Genomic DNA, 24,001 nt, shown 5'->3' on the forward strand with positions numbered 1-24,001 from the left:
TTTTATGAAAAGTTTATTGCAAGCAAAGCAAAATGGATTTTCCCTTATTGAACTAATGATAGCTCTATTACTAGGGATGATCTTATTGCTAGGTGTTACTCAAGTGATGATCTCTTCATCTACGTTAGGTACAACTACTAATAATTTATCTGTTAACCAAGATAGAGCAAAAACTGTTTTGGATTTGTTAGGTTCAGAAGCTGGAAGAGCAGGTTATAATGGTTGTGGTGCAGGGGGAGAGCTAAGTTGGACAGGGAAAAATAGTGATGAACTTAGAAAACGTTCTTTCGCTGTTGTCCCTTTGAAGGAACCTGTTGGTATTATGTTTGCTTATGGGATAGATGGGAAATTTGCCCAATCAGGTGAAACACAATTGTTATCTGAGGATTGTTTTGGGCGAAGGCTATATTATCGTAACATGATATATCAGAATTGTGGTACGGATAATCCTGAAGATCTTTGTATTCAAGGTAGAACAGTTGCTACTTCAGGTAGTTTTGATTTAGTTGATGATCGTATCGAAGGTGTTCGCATAGAAAAAATAGTCGTGACGCTTGAAAATGATGCTGGAGAGTTTAGTGAGGTTACTATCGGAGGAATTAGTAGTGATTCTAATTATGATGATAGCGATATTAGCAATGTTGTGAACTTACAGGAAGCTAAATTAATAACTTTTTATATTAATGTTAAGACCGCAGCGGGTACTAGTGCAGACAAATATAATGCCTCTACAGCGGTTGAAAGAAGTTACTCAGCTACTTATAGATTGAGGAATTTGTAATATGTGTGAATTAGCTAAAAACAAACAGCAAGGGTCTACTTTATTAGTAGTATTAATGTTGTTATTGGTAATGATGGTATTAGCTTTATCTGTTGCTGCTAATAGTACTTCTCATGCCATTACTACCAATAATAGTGTTTTAAAAAAACAAGCTTATCAAGCCGCAATATCTGGTTCAGATGTTTTATTAAAGTTACTCAATACAGATGCGAATGTTGTTACAAGTTTACGAGGTAATTTATGTTCGAGTGGATTTACCAATCAGTTTAGTACTTATGGTAGTGGTGACTCAAAGGTTGTAGACACTAATGATATTGATTCATCTGATAAGAGAGGTATAACCTCTGTATGGTATGCTTGTGTTCCTGCAAGTGGTGGTACTGCGGCTAATGTGGTGTGTGGCTCTAGTAGTAGTGATTGTATTGCAGTTGTGATCACAGGAGTTGCTTGTCCTAGTGGAGCAGATATTACTGTTGAAAGTACAAGAAAAGGATGTGTGGTTAGCCGACACTTACAAACTTATGCTGTAACAAATAGTAATTAAAATGTTGTAATTCATCACAATTTGAGGAATTACTAGCTAGTATAAATAGTATTTTTAGTAGTTTGATATAAAATTAAATTAGATAAAATTGATAGATATAAAGTTGGGCTGTTTCATTTTTTGGTAAAGACATTTTAGTTGGAAATAAGTGTAGGTAGTTTCTAACTATTTCATAGAGTCTGAGGATGGCAATATGATTTTAAATAAATTGAAAGTAGCAAGCTCTACTATGTTGATAGCCAGTGCTATCTTACATACAAGTATAGCTTATGCTGATGATAGTGAAGTATTTTTTGGTTCAGAGCAGTTTGCTGAGGTAGCTAAACCCAATATCATATTTTTATTGGATTATTCTACATCAATGCGTGATATCAATATCAATGGTACTAGTACGAGAAGGATCGAAGGACTCCGAGATGCGGTAACAGAAACATTACTTAATACCTCATTGAAAGGGGTACGTGTTGGTGTAATGAAATATCCAGATACAACAGTTGGTTCTGATACTAGTGTTGGTAGGGCAGCAAAACTTGTTTATCCAGTTGTTGATATTGATGCAATTGATGATGGGTCAATACAGGAAACTGTTGCACGCTCCACTAGTGGAAAGGATGATGCTCATCAACCTACAATTAATGGCTCTAGAAAAAATGTTTCTGTCACTAGTAATGTTATGTTAATGGGTGATATTGGGGCAGATTATAATAATGTAGAAAGGGAATTTGATTTAGATCGTGATCGCTATAACTCTTTGTTTTTGTTACCTAGAACACAGTCAGGATCTGCTTATGATAGTTATACCTATTCAAATGCGATCAGTTATGTTTGCTCACTTGTTTTAGATGATGAAGCAGAATTTTGTAAATCCAGTATATTTAATACTACTGGTACTGGTAGTGGTAGAAGAAACCATATTATAGAAACTGAAACAGTTGATGGTGAAAGTCGTCAGGTGGTAACAGGTTTAAATGGTACAGGTTATAATCAAACAGGCTATGGTGATCAAGCATTATTTATTTTTAAAGGGGTAAGTATTCCATCTGATGCTACCATTAAAAAAGCACACTTAATAATTACACCAAAAAAAGATGGTTTTTATAAGAGCAATGGCAATACTTTTTGTACGTTAACTAGTTACAGAAATAAAGGTGAGGCTGAGTGGCTTAATTGGCGTGTTTCGTCAGCAAGAAATTTCCCCGCACCCAGTGTAGACTCGCCTATTTATAATACAACAGGTACTACAAGTGATTTTAACTTCTATCTCAAAACGGGCTCTTATGACTATTCTCCAAGATATTGGGGAGTAAGGCAGAATGAGACTAGATGGAATACAGATTTAGGCGGTGATGCTGATTCTTATTGGGGATCTCCTCAAGATGGTGCTTATTGCTGGTGGCAAGAAAATAAGAAAATCACATTAAATATTACAACAGCAGTGCAACAAGCACTGAATATCTCAACAACAGATACTCAAAGTGCAACTACTTATAGAAATAATTTTAAATCAGAAGCTGCTGCCGCTGGCGTTCCAATGTCTGATTTGGCCATTAGATTCTGGACAGGTGGTGGTACAGCATATTCGAAGCCATATCATACAATAGGGGCAGGAGCACCTAAGTTAAAACTTACTTATAATTCAACGCAAACAGGTAATTCTACAGCAGCAGTACGTTTTAATAACGTATACATTCCACAAGGCGCTACAATTACTAGTGCTAGAATTAAAATGATACCTGCTGGCGGTAATGATAAAGATGTTACTTTAAAAATTACAGGTGAAAAAACAGGGGATGCCAAAGAATTTAATGCAACAAGCAATGACTTCTCCACAAGAAATAAGACAAGTAGTAGTGCCTCTTGGGAAATAGATGAGGTTTGGAAAACTAATTCTGGTGATGATCCTGCTACAAAGTATGTTAAAACACCTGAACTTAAAAATATATTAAATGAAATTGTACAAGCTCAGGAGTGGTGTGGTGGCCAGTCCGTTGCCTTCTTCATAGAGCATCAGTCAGGTAATGGTTATAGATCTGCTTTTACCTATGACCAAAGTCCGAGTTTCCGCCCTGTATTAGAGTTTACTTATACAGGTGGTGCAACAGGTTGTATGACTAAAACATGGGAAGAAACTTTAGCTTCCCGTAGTGCTGATGGTTATCAGACAGGTAGCAGCAGTAATATACCCACATTATCAGGTAATATTTTATATGCCTATAATAACTATAGAGTAGGTGCTTATTTTTCTAATGTATTATTAAAAAATCCAGAGGCAGCAGGTACAACAGGTCTAGCTGATAAAGGTTTAGTATCTGCTACCTTACAATTAGTGCCTAATAATAATTATGGCGGTACTATTCAAATTTCATTGGACAATGCAGTAAATGCAGAACGACTTAAAGTGGCTAGAAATGATTTAGGGGCAAGAACATTATTCCCTACATCTAGTATCTGTACTATTCCTGCTAACTCTCGAGATACTCCAGTATTTTGTGATATTACTGACGTAATAAGAGCGAAAATGCAACAGAATGGTTGGGTAAATGGTAATGGTTTAGTTGTGATCATTCAACGGCAGAGTAGGGATTTACAGTTTAAACCCTATGATACTGGCTATGCAAATGCGATGAAAATTAGGATTACAGCTAGACAGGAGCTAATGGCACCTAATAGCTTAACAATACGTCGTAGAATTGTGAATGCAGTTAATGAGGAAGAAGCTACTATTGCACAAACTCCAACCATGCCAGCCATGTTGGAGGCAGCACGTTATATTTCAAATTATCCAAGTAGTAATGCACCTAATGGTCCGTATCAAGGTACTTTCTATTGGAATGGTAAACCTCAACCTAGTCCATTATTAAGTAGTTGTCAGGCTACTCACTTGGTATTAATGTCTGATGGTGATGCAAATGTTAATGGTACTAACTGGCGTAGAGCGTTAGTGTCTTATACGGGTAAACCTTGGAGAACATCTACTAGTGAGTGTGAGTATAAGGGTAGTCAAGACCGTTCAGGCAGTCAGGCTTGTGGTCAAGCACTGGTTAACTTTATGTCAACCACTAGCCAAGGCTTGAATGAGGATAATAGAGAGAACTGGGTAACCACCCATGCGGTTGCTTTTGGTAGTAGAAGTGCAGGTGAATTCTTACATCGCTTGGTTAATGCTAATGATCCATCCAATAAAGGTTATTATTTCTATGCTGAAACTAGCGATGATTTAGTTAATGCCTTTATGGAGATTATGGATACGGCTAAAGGAACATTCTATAACTACACCAGTGGACAGGTAGCGATCAGTAATGAAAACCGCTATATCCAACGTCGAGAAATCTATTACTCATTAATGGAACCCTCGAATCGTAACCACTGGTCAGGTAATATGAAACGCTTTGGTTTAATCTATAAACCAACAACAGTAACCATTAGAGATGATGATGGAAACAATTACACAACCCAAGGCCAATCAGCCGTATTAGTTGATGCTAAGGGTGAGGAAGCAGTATTCAAGTCTTCAGATGGCTACTATTTTATTAATCCTCTAACAACTAGTTGGTGGTATACCGATGCTAATACAGGGGATGGTGGTAATGTTCATAAGGGTGGTGTGTTAGACAAACTAGCTGATAATCCAGATAGTCGGGTTATGTATGTTATGAAAGGTAGCTCACGTTTCCACTTCAATGCTAGTAATGTGGCAGCGACAGGAAACTCCAAGATAACACCTGATGATATGGAAGTAGCTGCAGAAGAAGGTGATGATGTACTAAAACTAACCAAAGGTTATGTTAACTTCCTACGTGGTTTCGCCTTTAATAGAGAGGGTGATGCAAGTGAAGATACAATCATTGCTAAAAATGATCTCAAATTAGGTGATTTTGCTCATAGCGCAGTAAACTTTGTAAACTATGGTAAATGTTTAACAGAAGAAGGTGCAGATCCTATTAATTGTGATGCAAGTTTTTCTGATGAAGGAGAGATTGATTATAGTGATACTAAATTCTTAGTAAATGGCTTACAACAAGTGGCACTGCTTGCGGGTAATGATGGATTCTTCCGTGCCTTTGATGTAACTAATGGTGAACAGTTATATGCTGTTATACCTAGTGAAATGCTACCAATCATTCCTGAATTACAGGCAAGACAGACCATTGGTTCAGATGTTCCAAGGTTATATGGCTTAGATGGAACTGTTCATATCTACCATGATGATCTGGATAATGATGGCTATGTAAATAATGGTGAAAAGGCGATTGCTTATGTGGCAGCAGGTAGAGGTGGTCGTGCGTTATTTGCCATAGATATCAGTGACAAAGCATCCCCTTCATTATTATGGAAAATAGAGGGTAATCAAGGAGATCAATTTAATAACTTAGGTTATACTTGGTCAACCCCAGTAACAGGAAAGATGCAAGTAGGATCAGACGTAAGAAAGGTAGTTATCTTTGGTGGTGGTTATGATTCACAACAAGATGAAGTAACAGAGAGAACAGCAGATAATATGGGTAATGAAATCTATATACTAGATGCTGTTACAGGTGGTTTAATTTGGAAAGCAGACCAAAGCACCTATGGTAATATGAAATATAGTATACCTAGTCCTGTTACTACAATGGAAAGGGAAATAGATGGAGAAGGAAACAAATTAATTACCGACATCTTTGTGGGTGATATGGGTGGACAACTATGGCGCTTCAATATTGCTAATGGAGTTATAAAACCTGTTGGAGAGAATGGAGTTATTGCTAGAGTAGGAGCTTCCGGAGATAAGGCACAAGCGCAACGTATCTATATGCCACCTGCTGTTTATGAGTTTGTGGATTCAGCAAACAAGGGTAAATACTCAGTTAATATAGGAACGGGCTATCTTGGTCATCCATTAGTGACTTATAACAAAGACAAATTCTATTCATTCCGTTTTAATGTTACGCCGACTGATGGGGATAATACAGCACTGACTGAGGCATCAATGGTAGAAGTAACATCAGAGACTATTAAAGATGAAGGAAAAACCATTGCTACTGAAACAGCTTTCACAGAACATGGCTTCTATGTTAGTTTTGGTGCAGCGGATCCTAGTGGTATGACTGGCAACGGCTTGGGAGAAAAAATGGTTTCTAGCTTGTCAGCTGCTCGTAATATTACTAACTCGGGTAGAGAAGAAGCGAGTGTTTTCTTTAATACCTATGTGCCTAACTCTAACACTGGCCGTACCTGCCGATTAGCGAGTGGATGGCAACGTGCTTATGGTTTTAACCTAGTAACAGGAGAATCCTATTTTGGTGATTCTTTATTTAGGGGTAGTGTTATTATAGGTATTCCACCCGGTGTTAATACTTATTGTGAAGGCAATTGGTGTACCCCAGTATGGAACTATGAAGACCTGACATCAGGAAATAAAGAGGGTCAGCCATTCCAATGGAAAGAGTATGAAGATGATAAAGCATCTGTATTTAAGAAAATGAGTTGGACGGATTTATTCGATCCTGAGATATAATGTGTGGGGAGAGGACCTTGATATTTAAGGTCCTTTCTTAAATAAGTATTGGTAGGTGTATGGAGTTAGATATGAAACAAACCAAAGGGTTTTCTTTAATAGAGTTACTTATTGTTATGGCTATTTTGGGAATTATATCTGCTATTGCCTACCCCATGTATACTAATTATACGATTAGAGCTGCTTGTGATAATGGTAAGGCTGGCTTAATGCAAGCTGATGCATTAATGAATCAGTATTATATTAAGTATGGTTCTTATGATAATAGTGATAGTAATGCTTTTCCTATTACAACAATTCCTATTGATGGTAGCTCATCTGGTAATGCAGATTTTGATATAGATGTTGTAAAAGACACAACAACTTATACAATAACTGCAACTGTTAGTGCTAATGGAAGATTAGGGAAATATTCTGGAGGCAGAATGACTGTTGATCAGTCAGGTACAAAAACTGCTAATATTAATGGTATAGATGTCTGGACTCAAGGATGCAGTAGTCTTTAATATTTTTAATAGAAGTTTCAAATGCTTATTAATAATATACTGAGTTATAAGTAATATAAGATTAAGAGATCTTTTGATCTCTTAATTTATTTTATAGCTTTTAACACTATAAATTTATTGGTCTGAGTAATAGTTGTAACCTGTGTAAATAGTTTTTTTAGTAGTTGATAGTAATTTAAATGTCTATTGGCAACAATCCATAACTCTCCTTGCGGTTTAAGGCAATCTCTAGCCTGTTTAAACATTCTTTTAGCGATAAAGTCACCAATTACCTGTTGTTGGTGAAAGGGTGGATTACAAAGTATACAATCTAAAGAGTTTTTAGCTTGGTTTAATAAGCCGTCAGCTACTTTGATAGTTGCTGAACGATTAGGTAATGCTTGTTGCCAGTTCTCTTTGGCAGAAGCAATAGCCATATAGGATTCATCAACTAACATAAGTTCAGCTTGGGGATTATTAAGTGCAAAGATAATACCCAATATTCCATTACCACAACCTAAGTCTGCTACGTTAATCAAGTGTGGTTGGTAAGTTAGATATGGCATTAATACTCTTGTACCAATATCCAGTCCTTCACGACAAAATACATTAGCATGATTTATAAGTGTTAAGTTTAATTCTTTAACTTTGTAGCAACTGGGGTAGGGTGATTTTATTAACTTTTTATGAGTGGGTGTGACTCTTAATAGTCGTGCTTTTTTTATAGCTAATGAGGCCTGTACAGAACCAATATATTTTTCTAATAATTCGTTAGCTGTTTTTGATAAGTGTTTTATCATTGCTCCAGCTAGTATTAGAGTATTAGTTGTAATATGTGGTTGCAGTTGGATTAATTGCTCTTCTAATAATGCGAGTGTTTTAGGTATTTTAATAAGCACCACATCATATTGTTCTAACAATAATTCTGTACTAGGTATAAAGTTGATTGTAGATAAAGGGATATTATTTTGAACAAGGTTATTATAAAGTGCTAATTCAGCTAGATAAGAGTCGCTATAACTATTGATAGAAAATTGGTTAGCTAAGCTACATGCAAGGCTGCCAAAGCTATCATTTAAGACAAGTATTTTACTATTTTTTGTAGGATTAAGAGCAGCTAGTTCATTGAGTAAGTATTCATCAGCAGCATCAAAAGCTTGTAAAGAGGGATGGCTGTCCGTAGGGTAACGGTCTAATTTAAGTGTTGCAAAAGGCGTAGTAAGTACTTTACTCATATTAATAAATAGTATGCTAATTTAAAGTAGTAATTATCTATGATAGTAGGATAGTTGGCTATGAATAAATAAAAAAGGCTCTAACTTTAGAGCCTTTTTAAAGAATATACTAAGGATTAGCTTTTAACATATGAGCCAGGCGCCATTTCTATTGATGGGTACTCCGGTGAGCCAAGTACTTTGGTGGCCGCTGTCTTTTTACCCGCATGTTGATTAATCCAAGCAAACCAATCTGGCCACCAGCTCCCTTCATGCCTTTCTGCTTTTTTTAACCAATCATCAGGGTTTTTGGTGAGTGTATCGTTTGTCCAATAATTACGTTTATTATCGGCAGGAGGATTAATAACACCAGCCACATGACCTGATGCACCTAATACAAAACGTATAGGGCCTGATAGTAGCTTAGTAGTAGCATAAGCACTTTTCCAAGGAACAATATGATCTTTTTCTGAACCATAAAGATAGGTTGGTGCTTTAATAACTGTAAAATCTACAGGTATACCTTTACATTTTAATTCACCAGATTTTAAATCATTTTGTAAATAGGTATGGCGTAGGTACCAGCAATACATTGGGCCAGGCATATTAGTGCTGTCATTATTCCAATAAAGAATATCAAAGGTTCTGGGCTTTTCACCTTTTAAATATTTGCTAGTAGTATAATTCCACCAAAGTTCATCTGGACGAAGAATAGAGAAGGTATTACACATGTCTTCACCACGGAAAAGCCCAACAGAGCCATTTTTGCCTCCAATGGTGTTTTCTTGGTAATCTACAAGTGCTTCATCTACATAAACATTAATTGGCCCTGTGTCTTCATAGTCAAGGAAGCAAGTAAATAAAGTTAATGAGTTAGGTTGTGAATCACCACGGCCAATTAGTACGGAAAGTGCACAGCTTAGTAACGTGCCACCTATACAGAAGCCTAACATATTAAGGTCATGTACACCTGAAATAGCTCTTGTTACACGCATAGCCGTAATCACGCCATCTTGCAAATAATCTTCCCATGTTTTGTTGGCCATAGAGTTATCAGGATTACGCCATGATATTAAGAAAACTCTATGCCCTTGTTCCACTAGATGTTTGATAAAAGAGTTATGGGGTTGTAAATCAAGAATATAAAATTTATTAATGGCAGGAGGTACAATTAATATGGGTATTTCATATTGTGTTCGGGTTTTTGGTGCATATTGAATAAGCTGAAAAAACTCATTTTGGAAAACAACTTCTCCAGCTGTAGTTGCTAGATTAACACCTACTTCGAAATCACCTTTATCACATTGGCGTAGCTTACCCTCTACCATATCTTGTTGTAGGTTCATTAAACCTGAAACTAAACTGCCGCCATTGGTTTGTATCGCTTTCTCTAATGCATCAGGATTAGTATAAAAGAAATTACTGGGAGCAGAGGCAGCGACTGTTTGTTCAACTAAAAATGTCATTCGTTCTGCAGCTTTTTTGTCATCAATGTTAAGTAAATTTACCAGTGATAACATAAATTTGCTATTTAATAGGTAGAAAGCAGCAACAGAACCAAAAAGAGGTGTATTCCAATTTTCTGAGTTAAATCGTCTATCTGTAAAATTGAAAGGTTGTAAACTCAGTAGTTGATTGCCTAAATCCACGCATTCTACTTGATAATCATTTTGTAGTTGTTCTAATTTAGTTTGGTCTACTTCAAACCAATGGCTAGTATCACATTCTTTAAACCATGATGATGTTGTGGCCCACAAGCGTAATTGCTCTATGGCAATAGTTGTTACAAAGGGAGTTTGAACTGACCAATAAGTAGCAAGTGTATCTTGTGTTGCCATAAAATATACTCTTTTATTTTGTGTATGTAGAAAATGCTACATCCTTGTAGCAGAATATTCCTGAATTAATTGGGTAGATTAACGTTCAACAGCGATAGCTACACCCATACCGCCACCGATACAAAGGGTAGCTAAACCTTTCTTTTTATTGCTGCGTTGCATTTCGTGAAGTAAAGAAACCAGTACACGACAGCCAGAAGCGCCAATTGGGTGACCCAGTGCAATTGCACCACCATTAACATTGATTTTGCTAGTATCCCAACCTAATTCTTTGTTTACAGCAATGGCTTGAGCAGCAAAAGCTTCATTAGCTTCGACAACGTCAAGGTCTTCGGCTTTCCAACCTGCTTTAGCTAAACATTTTTTAGTTGCTTCTGCTGGGCCGATTCCCATAATAGCAGGATCAACACCCGCACTTGCATAAGAGGTGACTTTAGCTAATATAGGTAAACCTAGTTCTTTGGCTTTGTCTTCTGTCATTAACATTACTGCTGCTGCACCATCATTCAGTGTTGATGAATTACCAGCTGTTACTGTACCGCCATCACGTTTGAAGGCTGGTTTTAAGCGAGTCAATATTTCGATTGTAGCGCTAGCACGAGGTTGTTCATCTGTGTCAAAAACAACAGCATCACCTCTACGTTGTGGAATATGCACAGGTGTGATTTCATCTTTAAATTTACCAGCAGCAACTGCAGCAACGGCTTTTTGTTGTGATGCTAACGAGAATTCATCTTGTTCTTGACGGCTAATGTTGTATTTTTCTGCTAAGTTTTCGGCAGTAATACCCATATGGTAGTCATTGAATGCATCCCATAAACCATCTTGAATCATTGTATCAATGGTTTTACCAGGTCCCATTCTTAGGCCATTACGTAAGCCTGTTACAAGATAAGGGGCCAGACTCATATTCTCCATACCACCCGCAATAATAATTTCAGCATCACCACAACGGATAGCTTGGGTGGCAAGGTGAACAGTTTTAAGTCCTGAGCCACATACTTTATTAATTGTCATCGCTGGCGTAGTGTAAGGTATACCAGCTTTGATAGATGCTTGACGGGCTGTATTTTGTCCACAACCAGCGGTAAGAATTTGTCCTAAAATAACCTCACATACTTGTTCAGGTGCTACTTTAGTTTTTTCGAGAAGAGATTTAATAACAGTAACACCCAAATCTACAGCAGAAACATCTTTTAAAGAGCCTTGAAAGCTTCCTATAGGTGTACGTGTGGCCGCCACAATCACAACATCTTTAGACATATTGATTTCCTATTTTAGATAAATACATTTTAATTAAAATTTGTTGTTAGTAAGAATCGCAACAGCCATTATTGCATATTCATTCCGCCATTTACAGAGAAGTCTGCGCCTGTACAATAAGCACCATCATCTGATGCTAGGAATGATACCATCGCAGCAATTTCCTCTGGATTACCTAAACGACCTACAGGGGAACCAGCGACGATTGATTCTAAAACCTCTGGACGCATAGCCGCTGTCATTTCAGTTTTAATATAGCCTGGAGAAATAGTATTTACAGTCACTCCTTTACTCGCTACTTCTTTTGCTAGAGCCATGGTAAAACCATGTAGACCTGCTTTGGCTGCGGAGTAGTTAGTTTGACCAAATTGACCACGTTGACCATTAATTGAGGAAATATTAATAACACGTCCCCAGCCTTTCTCTAACATGCCATCAATCACTTGTTTAGTTACATTAAATGCACTATTCAAGTTAGTGTTGATAACCGCATACCATTTTTCAGGTGTTAACTTTTTGAAGGTACCATCGCGAGTAATCCCTGCATTATTTACTAATACATCAATACTTTCTATTTGTTCTTTAGCACTTTCAAATGCCGAAGTTACGGAGTTCCAGTCGCTAACATCAAAAGCAAGCACCTCGAATTCAAAACCTTGAGATTTTTGCTTGGCTAACCATTCTTCTTTCTTAGTAGAGTTTACAGAGCATCCAACGATAACTCTAAACCCATCTTTATAAAGACGTTGGCAAATGCTAGTACCAATACCACCCATACCGCCAGTTACTAATGCTATTTTTTTGCTCATAATTTACCCTTATTATTGTGGTTGACATAGTTATTACTTTTTATAGCTATAGCTAAACACAATCACGGTAAACTATTATTGATCTAATGATGATGATCGGATGGTAATTTATTTACTTAATGTATTGTTGATCTGGGATAATAAAAAAACTACCAAAACTCGTGTAACACACTGTGTTTAAGAATTTAAACGATCTTCTTATTGTATAAGAAAACAAAAGGAGATGAAAGTACATTTCATCTCCTTTTTATGGCTATTTATTACAAGTTATTTTTTTTTATAGAATTATTAGCTTTTGTTGCTTTTTTAGCGACTTTAGTAGCAGTTTTGGGCTTTGTGATTTTGCTGGAAACTGTGTCTGCAACAGGTTTTTTAGTTACTTTGGGTTTGGCTTTTTGAGCGGTTGCTGGTTTGGTAACTGTTTGTTTAGCAGAAGGGGTTACTTTATTTTTAGCAGGTGCAACAGCTTTTTTCACAGGAGCTACTTTTTTTATAGCTGGCACAGATTTAGCAGCTTCACCTAATAAAATATCATTAATCTTTAACCACAATGCTTGTGTTTTATCGTTAGTTTGAATAAGTGCGGGTTCAGATATTGCGACACTTTCTAACACTTCTTTACGTACCTCTAGCGAAGGTAGTAAGTTTGTTAAAGTATTTAGGCTTTCCTCAGGTTGTGTAAATACCAGTAAGCTTTGTAGATTAATAATTTCTCTTAATGCCTTTCTATCTGTTAATGAGTTATAGTTTTTAGTCTCACGGTAGTGTTGCACAAATCCAGCAAGGAAGTCACGATCAACCATGCCCGCTTCATTGGCAAGTAATAGTAAAATACGTATAGTAGCATCTTGAACATCACCTTGAGTTAGTGAGTTTTCAAGACGATGAGTGAGTTCTTTGCTCTGGTTGACAGTACTCTGTTCCAAATAATTGGCTTGCGAGTTAGTTAAGGCATTTAACATGCCATAGACGCTGTAGAAGCACATTTCTTGAGTAGAGTCGCGGGTATCACGATAAACATCTAATACATTAGTAATATTGTTAGAAAGTGCTTCTTGCCATGCTAATAAAGGATTATCTGCACGTACAGGGCGGCGATTAGCTTTTACTAGTTCAGCCGCACCAGGCAACCACCACGTCATTGGATTAATACTGCTCCATGCTACTTGGTTGACATGGAAAGGATTAGCATCTCTTAGATATTGAGCCTCAGGTTCACTGATGAAGAGTCGCATCATTGGACGAATGAGCCATTCATAAAGGTTACTGTTAGTTTCAGAGATGCGGCTTACCAGTGAGAATACTTTTTCATCTTCTCTACCATCGGTATCGCCTGTTTCTAAATCTTTAATACTACGTGTTTCGAAGATAACCTGATGGTCTATTACATTACCTTGTTTATCTTTAACATCTTTAATGATCATTTCAAAGAGTCCAGGTGGTAATGCTTTTACTGCATCTAGAGACGCAATAAGTTGTCGATGTTCACGGCGTGCCACTGTGCCAGACACAAAAATACCAAGATGACCAATGCTATGATGTTGTAAGTAGATAATGGTTTTACCTGCTTTCTTTAAATCAAGATCATTTGGATAAACATCAATAATCCAGTTTAATGCTTGTTGTGGTGGGGTAATGTTGTCACCTGATGAGCAGAAAACAATGATGGGTGATTCAATGTTGCGGAAAATTTTATTTTGTCCACCTAAACCCGAATTGGTTAAACGGTTACCGATAAATAACTCATCAACAATCGCTTCAATTTCTTCACTATTATAAAGTACAGGATTACCCCACCATTGTTCAAAATCTAAGAAGCGAGAAGGTTCTGTATCTACTTTAGAGTAAAGATTGTAGTATTTACCCCAGAAAGTATTAGCTGGATTTAGGTTCTCAAAATTGGTAACCAACCATGTGCCATCAAATCGACCATTACCTAAGTCACTAGCCAATCTAGTTCCCCAAGCACCGCCCATTAATCCACCAGCATAACGCATAGGATTACGGCCTGTTACACCAGACCAGTAGGCAAGAGGTGCACCATTAATAATGATACCGCCAGGTAGCTCAGGACGTTCAGAGGCTAATAACATGATTGCCCAACCAGCCTGACAGTTACCAATGATAATAGGTTTGTCATGTTTTGGATGGCGTCTAATCACTTCTTCGATAAAAACAGCCTGCGCTTTAGTAATTGTTTCTAATGTTTGTCCTTTTACTGGACTATAGCTAAAAGAAATAAAGTAAGTAGGATGACCTGCCCTTAAACTTTCACCAATTTCAGAGTCTTCTTTAAAACCACCAATACCTGCACCATGACCACCTCTTGGATCAACAACCACAATAGGTTGTAATTTTTTATTAATAACTTGACCTGGTAGTGGTTTGATTTCTAATAATGAATAGTTGCAGGGTTCAGGTAAATCTCTACCATTAATTAATACTTCATAATCGAATTTTAATAGTAAAGGACGGTCTTCTGCTTGATAGGTCAGAGTATTATCACCGCGTTGGCGTAATGTGTCCCAATATAGCGTGAGTCTTTGGGGGATATCTGCTAAGTATTCTCGCCAGTCTTCTAATGTTGGTACTTTTAAAATATCTTTCTGAATAGGCGTAATATTATCTTCTTGCCACTTGCTAATGGATTCTTGATTAATATCTATATGTAATAAGCTGAGCTTACGTAAACCAGTCAGTAATGAGGTAATAGAGGATATTGCCCTTTCTTGCTTTGCAATATAATCATCTTGGCTCATACTAAAATCTCCCATTGTGAGGTGGCAAAATATGGACTTTTTGATAAAATACCATTAACTTAATATCTTACTAATTCAGGTTAATATAGCATTTTTATAAAAAAATCAAAAACAAATAGTATTAGATAATATATTGTATTAAATTCTATTGTGCAGTGCAAAAATAATACTTGCAAAAATATTTTAATTAGCTAAAAATATGTACATCTGTTAAGAAAAGTTGTAGATGTACCAATATATAAATTGTAATGTCTAATTAATATAAAATTTCGGAGAGTTTAATCATGGCAACGTTTAATACTGATAAGTTACAAGATATTCAAGCTAAAAACCTTGATCTATTAAAAGAATTAAGTGATAAAGTATTTGAAGGTGTTGAGCAATTAACACAACTTCAATTAAAAACATTAAAAGCTTCTTCTGAAGAAAGCTTTGATAATTTCCGTAAGCTATTAACTGTACGTGACCCACAATCATTTGCTAGCTTACAAGCTTCTTTATCACAACCTGCTGCACAAGCTGAGCGTATTTTAGAGTTCAATCGTCAAGTATATGATTTAATTTCTAAAACTCAAGCTAGTATCAGTAAATTAACTGAAAATCAAGTAAGTCAAGGTGGTAAACAAGTTCAAGAGCTTGTTGAAAACATTGTAAAAAATGCACCTGCTGGTTCTGAACCTGTGGTTTCTGTATTAAAATCAGCTTTAGAAGGTGCTGGTACAGCTTATGAAAGCTTACAAAAAGCAGCTAAAAAAGTAGCTGAAATGACAGAAAACAATATCAATGCGGCAACAGTAGCAGCTGATAAAGCAACTAAAGCAGCGACCAGCCGTAAAGCAAGCTAATTAGCTGTTAGAAATAACAAGGGGGAGAATATTAATTCTCCTCCTTTTTTTTGCTTTGATTAAATGGGGTAGGGAAGTTAGGGAATAGACCAAACATATTTTGGGTATTCATATAAAGTTGTTTGGTACGCTCTAAATATTCTTGCATTACTTTCTGCATAACAGGCATTTGGCTAGACATAAAATCTGTCCAAGCTTCCGTGGACGGCATTCCTGATTGTTTCTGAATTTCCATAACGGATTCTAATGTTTTTTCGAGGTAGCTACCCAGCATGCCTTGGAAAGGGCCATAAAAACGAATAATATTTTTTAGTGCCTGACTAGAAAAAATAGGATCACCATCAGTTTCTGCATCTTGAATAATTTGGAGTAAGATACTTCTTGTTATATCTTCTCCTGATTTTGCTTCTACTACTTGGAAAGGAATCTCTTCAATTACATAGTTACGAATATCTTGTAATGTAATATGCGTGCTTGTATGGCTGTCATATAAGCGACGGTTAGCATATTTTTTGATTAAATGGATAGTGGATGTATCAGACATTAAACTGCTCATTTATAGTAAAAAATTAATCGTGTTTATTATACAACAGTAACTCATTTATCCTTTCATTATTTATAAATTAATATCTTATAAAGTTTTGTTTAGGCTTAATTAGATATTTTAGTTTCTATGAAAATAATCAGGAGTAAATTCAATGAGATTAAAAGATAAGATAGCTTAGGTGTTACTTATGTTGCAAAAGGTATACGCATTAATACAGTATATTCGAGATATGTGAGCAGCCATATTTTGGATTATATGATACCAGAAGTAAAACTAGATTTAATTAAGCGACATTCAATAGGATGTTTAGCTAAATCAGAGGAAATTGCAAAGGTTGTAATATTTTTAGCATCAAATGATGTTAGTTTTATAGTAGGTACTGGTTTACTAGTAGATGGTGGTTATACGGTGCAATAAGTAGTATTCTTTTCGCTAAGTAAGACTATAATTTTCATTTTATGTGATAAGGAGTTTTTGATGGATAAGTATGTGGTAGGAGAGGTTTGGTTATATCAACAGCGGGAGGAAGAGGAAAACTCTACAGTGGTTATCAATAAGATTGAGCTTGGTAGCGATCAATTGCCTATTTATCACATTACTATCCGTGATGTTAAAATTGCTAATCCAAATAGTCCAACAGGTTTTACAGATAAGATCGGACATGCACCTGTTTCTGTAGAAACATTAGAGCGAAGTTTAACAACAAAGATTGCTAATGAAGAAGTTGATAGTGACTATTTAGAAGGATATGAGGCTTGGTATAAAGCTCATGTGGCAGGAGAGGCTGGTGTTTTTACTAATACTGTGGCTGAAATTGTGAGCTATATTGAGCAAGTGATAAACTCTCAACAGTAGGATTATTTAAGGTAAAGGGATATAACATGGGTAAAAAATATAAAACTATTATTATTTTATTAGTTATGCTGTTGATACCTATTCCTCGTTGTGCTGTAGCTAATACGATAACAATAGATACAAAAGTAATGATGAGTTAATCTAATTAGAAATTTTAACTTATGTTACTATATTTTAATGCATTTAATTATGCGTAAAAGATATTTAATGGTATTCTTAAAAACTTCTATTGACATTTTATAAGACTAATTGACTATGATTAAATTACATACAAACCATGGCGTAATAACATTAAAACTTGATGTTGAGAAAGCTCCAGAAACCACTGCTAATTTTGAAAAATATGTAAAAGATGGTCATTATAATGGCACTATTTTTCACCGTGTAATTAATAATTTTATGATTCAAGGCGGTGGTTTTGAGCCAGGAATGAGCCAGAAAGAAACCAATGCACCTATTAAGAATGAAGCTAATAATGGTCTTTCTAACAAGCGTGGCACTATTGCTATGGCTCGTACTATGGACCCTCATTCAGCTAGCGCACAATTTTTTATTAATGTAAAAGATAATACGTTCTTAGACCATACTGCTCCTACAGCACAAGGTTGGGGTTATGCTGTGTTTGGTGAAGTAGTAGATGGTATGGATGTAGTAGATAAGATTCGTGATGTTGCAACAACATCGAAAGCAGGTCATCAAGATGTTCCTGTAGAAGATGTAATCATCGAGAAAGCAGAGGTTGTAGCAGACTAAGCAAGTAAATGAGCATTTTACTGATCGCTGATTTACATTTAAATGAAGAACGCCCAGATATTACTGAGGCGTTCTTGTCTTTTTTGCACAATAAAACAAAGGATTGTGAAGCATTATACATCTTAGGTGATTTTTTTCATGTATGGATAGGTGATGATGCTATGGGAGAGTTTGAACATACTATTGCCCGTCAACTAAAAAAATTAACTGAGCAGGGCATTAAAATCTATTTGATGCACGGTAATCGAGATTTTGCAATTGGTAAAACCTTTTGTAAATTAGCAGGTTGTACATTACTGAAAGATCCAACATTAACTTCTTTTTATGGTACACCTGTATTACTTTCACATGGCGATATTCTTTGTACTAAAGACATTGACTATCAGAAAAAACGGCGTTTTTATCGAAACCCGCTTATTTTATTCCTATTGCGGTTATTATCCCTTAAAAAAAGAAAACAATTAGCTGCAAAACTACGTGCAGAAAGTAAAATGAAGAAAGGGATTAAATCAGCTGATATTATGGATGTTACTCCAGAAGAAGTTGTTAAGTTATTAGAAAAATATAAGGTACAACTATTGGTTCATGGACATACCCATCGACCAGCTATTCATCAATTGATAGCAAACCAACAGCATGCAAAAAGAATAGTATTGGGTGATTGGGAGCCTAATGGTAAAGTGCTAAGGGTCACTTCTGAAGGCATGAGTTTAGAACCAGCTAATTAAACATTACATTCAACAATAAGTCCTTGATTTTTCATTTCGATTGAAAACATTTAACTCTCTAAAAATTAAAATTTCTGTTTTTAAATTTTTGTCACAAAATACATACAAAACACGAACAAAAATAATTTCCATTTTTTATAAAATAATTATCAATTAATATTGATTAATAATCATAATTTAGGGGATATGTTATTAATTATAAAGATATTATTTGCTGTTAGAAAATATTATTCTTTAATAATTCCTTAATGATGTTTTGTTTTACTAACTTAAACAAATAGCAGGGATGAAATAATAATGGTATTGAATAATTATTCTGGGGTCATACCAAATAAAGTAATAAATCAAGTATTGTATATTGTGTATGGGGATAATCTGAATTATCAGATTGAAACAAAATTAAGTATCCTAAGTATTTTACGGCATACTAAACAACCAAATTTTACTATTCGAATAATGACAGATAGGCCAGCAGATTATGATGGATGGCCTGTAGAAATTTTGCCACTTAATGATCAAATATTAAATGATTGGTTAGGCATTACGGATTATCATTATCGCCGTAAGGCAGTAGGTATTTTAATGGCTTTACCATATGCTGAGCGTACTGTATTTTTAGATACAGATACTATTCTAAAAGAAGACACAAATCAGTTATTTACTCTATTTAATAAGGGAGAGGTTTTAGTTGATCGCATTGAGGGTAATTGGGCTAGATGTATACATGATAAATTAATTGGTAAGGTTAATGAATATCTAATAAAAACCTATCCACAACTGGATACATCACTAAAACTTATTAACTCTGGTGTAGTAGGTTTATTTGCAGAGGATAGCCAGTTAATCGAAAAGGCTATTGAGCTCATTGATGAGCTGTGGCCAAAAGATCCAGCATGTCGAGTATTAGAGCAGTTTTGCTTGGCTATTAGTTTTGATAAGCAAAGAACATTAGTGGAACATAATATTATTTATCATTATTGGAGCAAAAAAGAGTTTTTCCATCAAATGGGCCAGTATTTCTTTGAAAAATATGGATATGCTTATCAAGAAAATTACCCTGAGAAAAGTAAAGAAATTGTAACCAGTATTCTTCGGCCATCTTTTCTAAAGCGTTTAATATCGCGTGTGAAAGTACGATCATTTCCTAAAAAGCAAAGAAGTGGTTTATTAAAATTACTTTATGCTTTAGCACTTAATGCTAATGGTTATGAAGCAAGCCAAAAGGCTGCTTATTGGCTACAGGCGATGAATAAAGATTTTCCTCGCTATAACCCAGCAGCCTATGAGCAATTTAAACAAGGGCAGTGGCCAACTGATTACTTAAGAATTGCAACAGTTAAACAACAACAAGACTTTTTAAGTTTTCTTAAGAAACAGAAACTATTAAATTAATCAAGCAAAGTAAAAATTACTTGATAATAGTTTCATCTGCTTCTTGTTTTTCTGTAGCAAAGCCTATTGGCGTGGGTTCCATGCTGATATTAAAATCGGGTTGAATGTAAAAGTTAATGCCACCTAAGTAACCCGTACGTGCTAAAGAGCTGATTACTTTATCGCTTGTTTTGGCTTGAAAATAAATGGCAGCATTTCTACCTTTAATAAAAGGTAAGTTGATTGTAAATTCTGTATTAGCAGGGATGCTTCCCACAGATGATTCATTACCATTTACTTTTACCATATAAAGTAGTGGCTCATTGGAAGTATTGTGAATAGTAAGCTTAGGTGCTTCTTGCCAAGCCACAAAAATAAAAGAACATAGCAAAAGAATTAGGATAGTAATAATACGACGTTTATTTGCTAGCCTAGCGCCCTTTTTAGGTTTTGTTTCATCAACTGTCACAATGTTATCCCGTTTTCTTTCAATAAATTAGTTAATGCTTCTTCATCCCAAACAGCAACGCCTAACTCGTTAGCTTTCGTGAGTTTAGAACCAGCATCAGCTCCAGCTACGACTACGGATGTTTTTGCTGAAACACTGCCTGCTATTTTCGCGCCTAGTTGCTCTAAATACAGTTTGGCTGCATCACGCTTCATGGTTTGCAGTGTGCCTGTTAGTACCCAACTTTGACCTGCAAGAGGCAAATTCTGCTTGGTTTGCTTTTGTTCACTTTGCCAATGCATACCAAAATCTTTTAACTGAGTTTCTATAGCCCTTGCTTTATCTGCATTTTGAGGTTGTTTAAAATAATCCAGTAAACTATTCGCTGCACGTTCTGATAGTTTGTCTACTACAGATAGATCAATTTTATCAGCCTTTATAATCGCTTCAAGGGTATTGAAACGTTTTGTTAAACGTTCCGCAGTAGTATCCGCAATAAAAGATATATTTAACGTTTTTAGTAAGTCTGCGAGTGTAAAACTGGCTGTTAAATTTTCAGCAATATCACCTTCATTTTGTAATTCAATATAATTTAATAATTGCTGTAGTGTTTGTTGATTATGGTCTTCTGCAAAGAAGTTATTAATTTCATAAGCCACTTCTAAACCAACATCAGGTAGTGAAGTAAGTATTTCAGGATAAGCCTGTTTAATACGCGTTAGTGAGCCAAAAGAGCGAGCTAATAATTTGGCGGTACTTTCGCCTACATTGGGAATACCTAAGGCATAGATAAATCTTGCTAAGTCAGGTTTTCTACTATTATTAATAGCGGCTAATAGATTTTTACTAGAAGTATCTGCAAAACCTTCCAGTTCAATGACTTGTTCAAAAGTAAGCTGATATAAATCGGCAGGCGAACTTATCAATTGATTATCAACTAATTGCTCAACGATTTTGTCGCCTAAACCATCGATATCCAAAGCTTTACGAGAAACAAAATGAATAATAGATTGTTTAACTTGAGCAGGGCAGGATAGCCTACCCGTACAGCGATAAATAGCACCTTCTGAAATGTGCTCTTGTCCTTTACTACGCTTTATAAGTTGCGTACGTTCAACCATTGAACCACAAACTGGGCAATGTTCAGGAATTTGTACAGGTTTGGCATCACTAGGACGACGTTCTAATACAACACTGGTAATTTGTGGAATAACATCACCTGCACGACGGATAATTACAGAATCACCAATCATTAAGCCTAGTCGAGTTACTTCATCCATATTATGCAAGGTAGCGTTAGAAACAATAACACCGCCAACATGCACAGGTTTTAATCTAGCAACAGGGGTTACAGCACCTGTACGACCAACTTGGAATTCAACATCTAATAGTTCAGTGATTTCCTCTTGAGCAGGGAATTTATAGGCAATAGCCCAACGTGGCTCACGAGAACGAAAACCTAATTGTTGTTGATCTTCGATTTGATTAACTTTAAACACTACACCATCAATATCATAGCCAAGATTATCCCGTCGTTGACCAATATCTTGGTAATAGCTAAAGCATTCGGTAAAGCCTGTGGCTAATTTTAATTCAGGACTAATGGGGATACCCCATTCTTTTAATTGTAGTAATGCTTGCTGTTGAGTATTAGCTAATTCGTTATCTTCTGTAATAAAACCATAACAACAGAAGGTTAAGGGTCTAGTAGCAGTTACTTTTGAGTCTAATTGGCGAAGTGAACCTGCCGCTGCATTACGGGGGTTAGCAAAAGGTTTACCTTCATTGGCTAAGATTGAGGTATTAAGTTTTTCAAAACCTGCTCGAGGCATATAAACTTCACCTCTAACTTCTAGTCGAGTAGGCCATCCAGAACCATGTAGTTTTAAAGGAATATTGCGGATGGTACGGATATTAGCTGTAATATCTTCACCTGTAGTACCATCACCACGAGTGGCACCCCTTATAAAAATACCATTTTCGTAAACCAGACTTACTGCTAAACCATCTAATTTAGGTTCACAGCAGTAGACAATTTCAGCAGAAGTTGATAAACCTTCTTTAACTCGTCGATCAAAGTTTTTTAATTCATCTTCTGCAAAAGCATTGCCAAGACTTAGCATAGGGACTTCATGCTGTACCGTATTAAATTGGGGTAATGCTTCACCCCCCACTCGCTGAGTCAGTGAGTCAGTAGTTTTTAATTCAGGGTATTGTTCTTCTAATGCTTGTAGCTCACGAAATAAACGATCATATTCAGCATCAGGGATAGTAGGGTTATCAAGTACATAGTATTGATAACTATGATGATTAAGTTCTTTACGAAGTTGCTCTATACGTAAGATAGCTTGTTCTTTTGTCAACATAGTAGTACCAAAGGGGAAAAAGGAGCTATTTGTTACAGCTCCTTAAAAGTAGGCTTAATATTTCTTTTTGAGTTTACGGCGTTCAAAATCAACGATACGTTGCCGATAATGTTCAATGGTTTGGGCTGTCATAACACTGTGTTGGTCATCGTGTAATTCACCATTTAACTCGTTACTTAATTTACGAGCAGCGGCTAGCATTACATCAAATGCACGTTTAGGGTGTTTGGGGCCAGGTAAACCTAGGAAGAAACTAACTGCACGGGTAGAAAAGTGATCAATATCATCAAGGTCAAAAGTACCAGGTTTTACCCCATTAGCCATAGAAAAATAGCGTTCACCATTGCCCGTCATGCTTTCATGACGATGAAAAATATCCATTTCACCAAAACGTAGACCGCTTTCTAAAATATTTTGTAATAATGCAGGGCCTTTAAAGCCTTCTGAATCAAGAGATACTACATTAATAATTAATACTTCTTCTATAGGTTGTGGCTTATTATCTGTTTCTGTTTTAGGACTATGCTTATTATATTGAGCTTCTTCATCTGTAAGATTTAGGCTAATCTGTTGTTCTTGTTTGGAGGGTTTAGAATCTGATTCATCTTTTGTTGATAAAAATGGAACATCCTCCTCTTCATTTTCTGTTTCTGAAAAAAAGGATTTAGGATTTTTAGATTTTGATTTAGGGTCATCCGTATTGTCGTAATAAGGGCTTAAGTTTCGATCAAGCCTTAATTTCCCACGACTACCTCTTATACGACGCCAGCCATCGAACAGAATGGCTGCAATAACTATGATGCCAACAATAATTAGCAATTCACGCAACCCAATGTCCATTAAATCTCCCTTAGTGGTAGTTAGTTTATTAAATTATATGAATTATCGCATATTATGTAAA

General features: G+C 35.9%; 18 protein-coding genes and 1 pseudogene. 10 read left to right on the top strand and 9 right to left on the bottom strand.

The genetic code is table 11. The annotated features are described in order from the left end of the window. The first annotated feature begins 4 nt into the window (after window positions 1–4). From ACQVD9_RS04020 to ACQVD9_RS04035, 4 genes are all read left to right on the top strand, one after another. Complete coding sequence (locus ACQVD9_RS04020; protein ID WP_264747580.1) at window positions 5–781, top strand: PilW family protein; 777 nt, start codon at window positions 5–7, stop codon at window positions 779–781. 1 nt (window position 782) lies between these two features. Then, window positions 783–1,325, top strand: a complete 543-nt coding sequence (locus ACQVD9_RS04025; RefSeq protein WP_264747581.1) for a hypothetical protein — start codon at window positions 783–785, stop codon at window positions 1,323–1,325. Window positions 1,326–1,518: 193 nt separating this feature from the next. After that, the gene (locus ACQVD9_RS04030; RefSeq protein ID WP_264747582.1) at window positions 1,519–6,819 is read left to right on the top strand and encodes a pilus assembly protein; all 5,301 of its coding nucleotides are present in this window, start codon (window positions 1,519–1,521) and stop codon (window positions 6,817–6,819) included. A gap of 71 nt (window positions 6,820–6,890) precedes the next feature. Next, window positions 6,891–7,325: a type IV pilin protein gene (locus ACQVD9_RS04035; protein ID WP_264747583.1), complete on the top strand. Its 435-nt coding sequence runs from the start codon at window positions 6,891–6,893 to the stop codon at window positions 7,323–7,325. A gap of 86 nt (window positions 7,326–7,411) precedes the next feature. Here the strand turns inward: ACQVD9_RS04035 and ACQVD9_RS04040 are convergent, their stop codons facing one another. From ACQVD9_RS04040 to ACQVD9_RS04060, 5 genes are all read right to left on the bottom strand, one after another. Further along, window positions 7,412–8,539: a methyltransferase gene (locus tag ACQVD9_RS04040; RefSeq protein WP_264747584.1), complete on the bottom strand. Its 1,128-nt coding sequence runs from the start codon at window positions 8,537–8,539 to the stop codon at window positions 7,412–7,414. 116 nt (window positions 8,540–8,655) lie between these two features. Next, entirely contained in the window at window positions 8,656–10,356 is a 1,701-nt protein-coding gene (gene phaC / locus ACQVD9_RS04045; RefSeq protein ID WP_264747585.1) for a class I poly(R)-hydroxyalkanoic acid synthase, read from the bottom strand. A gap of 78 nt (window positions 10,357–10,434) precedes the next feature. After that, on the bottom strand, window positions 10,435–11,619 hold the full coding sequence (locus tag ACQVD9_RS04050; protein WP_264747586.1) for an acetyl-CoA C-acetyltransferase: 1,185 nt from the start codon (window positions 11,617–11,619) through the stop codon (window positions 10,435–10,437). A gap of 68 nt (window positions 11,620–11,687) precedes the next feature. Next, on the bottom strand, window positions 11,688–12,428 hold the full coding sequence (locus tag ACQVD9_RS04055) for a beta-ketoacyl-ACP reductase (protein WP_264747587.1): 741 nt from the start codon (window positions 12,426–12,428) through the stop codon (window positions 11,688–11,690). 260 nt (window positions 12,429–12,688) lie between these two features. Then, on the bottom strand, window positions 12,689–15,187 hold the full coding sequence (locus tag ACQVD9_RS04060; protein WP_264747588.1) for a DUF3141 domain-containing protein: 2,499 nt from the start codon (window positions 15,185–15,187) through the stop codon (window positions 12,689–12,691). Between the two features lie 284 nt (window positions 15,188–15,471). Between ACQVD9_RS04060 and ACQVD9_RS04065 the strand changes: the two genes are divergently transcribed. Continuing rightward, the gene (locus tag ACQVD9_RS04065; protein WP_264747589.1) at window positions 15,472–16,032 is read left to right on the top strand and encodes a phasin family protein; all 561 of its coding nucleotides are present in this window, start codon (window positions 15,472–15,474) and stop codon (window positions 16,030–16,032) included. 31 nt (window positions 16,033–16,063) lie between these two features. On the opposite strand, the gene phaR is transcribed toward ACQVD9_RS04065, so the two are convergent. After that, a complete protein-coding gene (gene phaR / locus ACQVD9_RS04070; protein WP_264747590.1) occupies window positions 16,064–16,576 on the bottom strand; it encodes a polyhydroxyalkanoate synthesis repressor PhaR in 513 nt (170 codons plus the stop codon). A 186-nt stretch (window positions 16,577–16,762) separates the two neighbouring features. Between phaR and ACQVD9_RS04075 the strand changes: the two are divergent. The 5 genes and pseudogenes from ACQVD9_RS04075 to ACQVD9_RS04095 all read left to right on the top strand — a co-directional run. Beyond that, window positions 16,763–16,996 (top strand): annotated as a pseudogene (locus ACQVD9_RS04075) (SDR family oxidoreductase); the annotation flags it as partial. A 60-nt stretch (window positions 16,997–17,056) separates the two neighbouring features. Continuing rightward, complete coding sequence (locus ACQVD9_RS04080; RefSeq protein WP_264747591.1) at window positions 17,057–17,434, top strand: hypothetical protein; 378 nt, start codon at window positions 17,057–17,059, stop codon at window positions 17,432–17,434. Window positions 17,435–17,689: 255 nt separating this feature from the next. Next, on the top strand, window positions 17,690–18,187 hold the full coding sequence (locus ACQVD9_RS04085; RefSeq protein WP_264747592.1) for a peptidylprolyl isomerase: 498 nt from the start codon (window positions 17,690–17,692) through the stop codon (window positions 18,185–18,187). Between the two features lie 8 nt (window positions 18,188–18,195). Beyond that, on the top strand, window positions 18,196–18,915 hold the full coding sequence (locus ACQVD9_RS04090) for a UDP-2,3-diacylglucosamine diphosphatase (protein WP_264747593.1): 720 nt from the start codon (window positions 18,196–18,198) through the stop codon (window positions 18,913–18,915). 297 nt (window positions 18,916–19,212) lie between these two features. After that, on the top strand, window positions 19,213–20,307 hold the full coding sequence (locus ACQVD9_RS04095; protein ID WP_264747594.1) for a glycosyltransferase family protein: 1,095 nt from the start codon (window positions 19,213–19,215) through the stop codon (window positions 20,305–20,307). Between the two features lie 16 nt (window positions 20,308–20,323). Here ACQVD9_RS04095 and ACQVD9_RS04100 read toward each other — a convergent pair whose 3' ends face one another. The 3 genes from ACQVD9_RS04100 to zipA are packed head-to-tail and all read right to left on the bottom strand — an operon-like array spanning window position 20,324 to window position 23,940. Beyond that, a complete protein-coding gene (locus tag ACQVD9_RS04100) occupies window positions 20,324–20,755 on the bottom strand; it encodes a hypothetical protein (protein WP_264747595.1) in 432 nt (143 codons plus the stop codon). Next, window positions 20,752–23,100, bottom strand: coding sequence for an NAD-dependent DNA ligase LigA (gene ligA / locus ACQVD9_RS04105; RefSeq protein WP_264747596.1), 2,349 nt, complete (start codon window positions 23,098–23,100; stop codon window positions 20,752–20,754). Before ligA ends, ACQVD9_RS04100 begins: the two co-directional genes overlap by 4 nt. Window positions 23,101–23,154: 54 nt before the next feature. Continuing rightward, entirely contained in the window at window positions 23,155–23,940 is a 786-nt protein-coding gene (gene zipA / locus ACQVD9_RS04110; protein ID WP_264747597.1) for a cell division protein ZipA, read from the bottom strand. Window positions 23,941–24,001 lie beyond the last annotated feature (61 nt).

It is taken from the genome of Entomomonas sp. E7T21 (assembly GCF_058693955.1).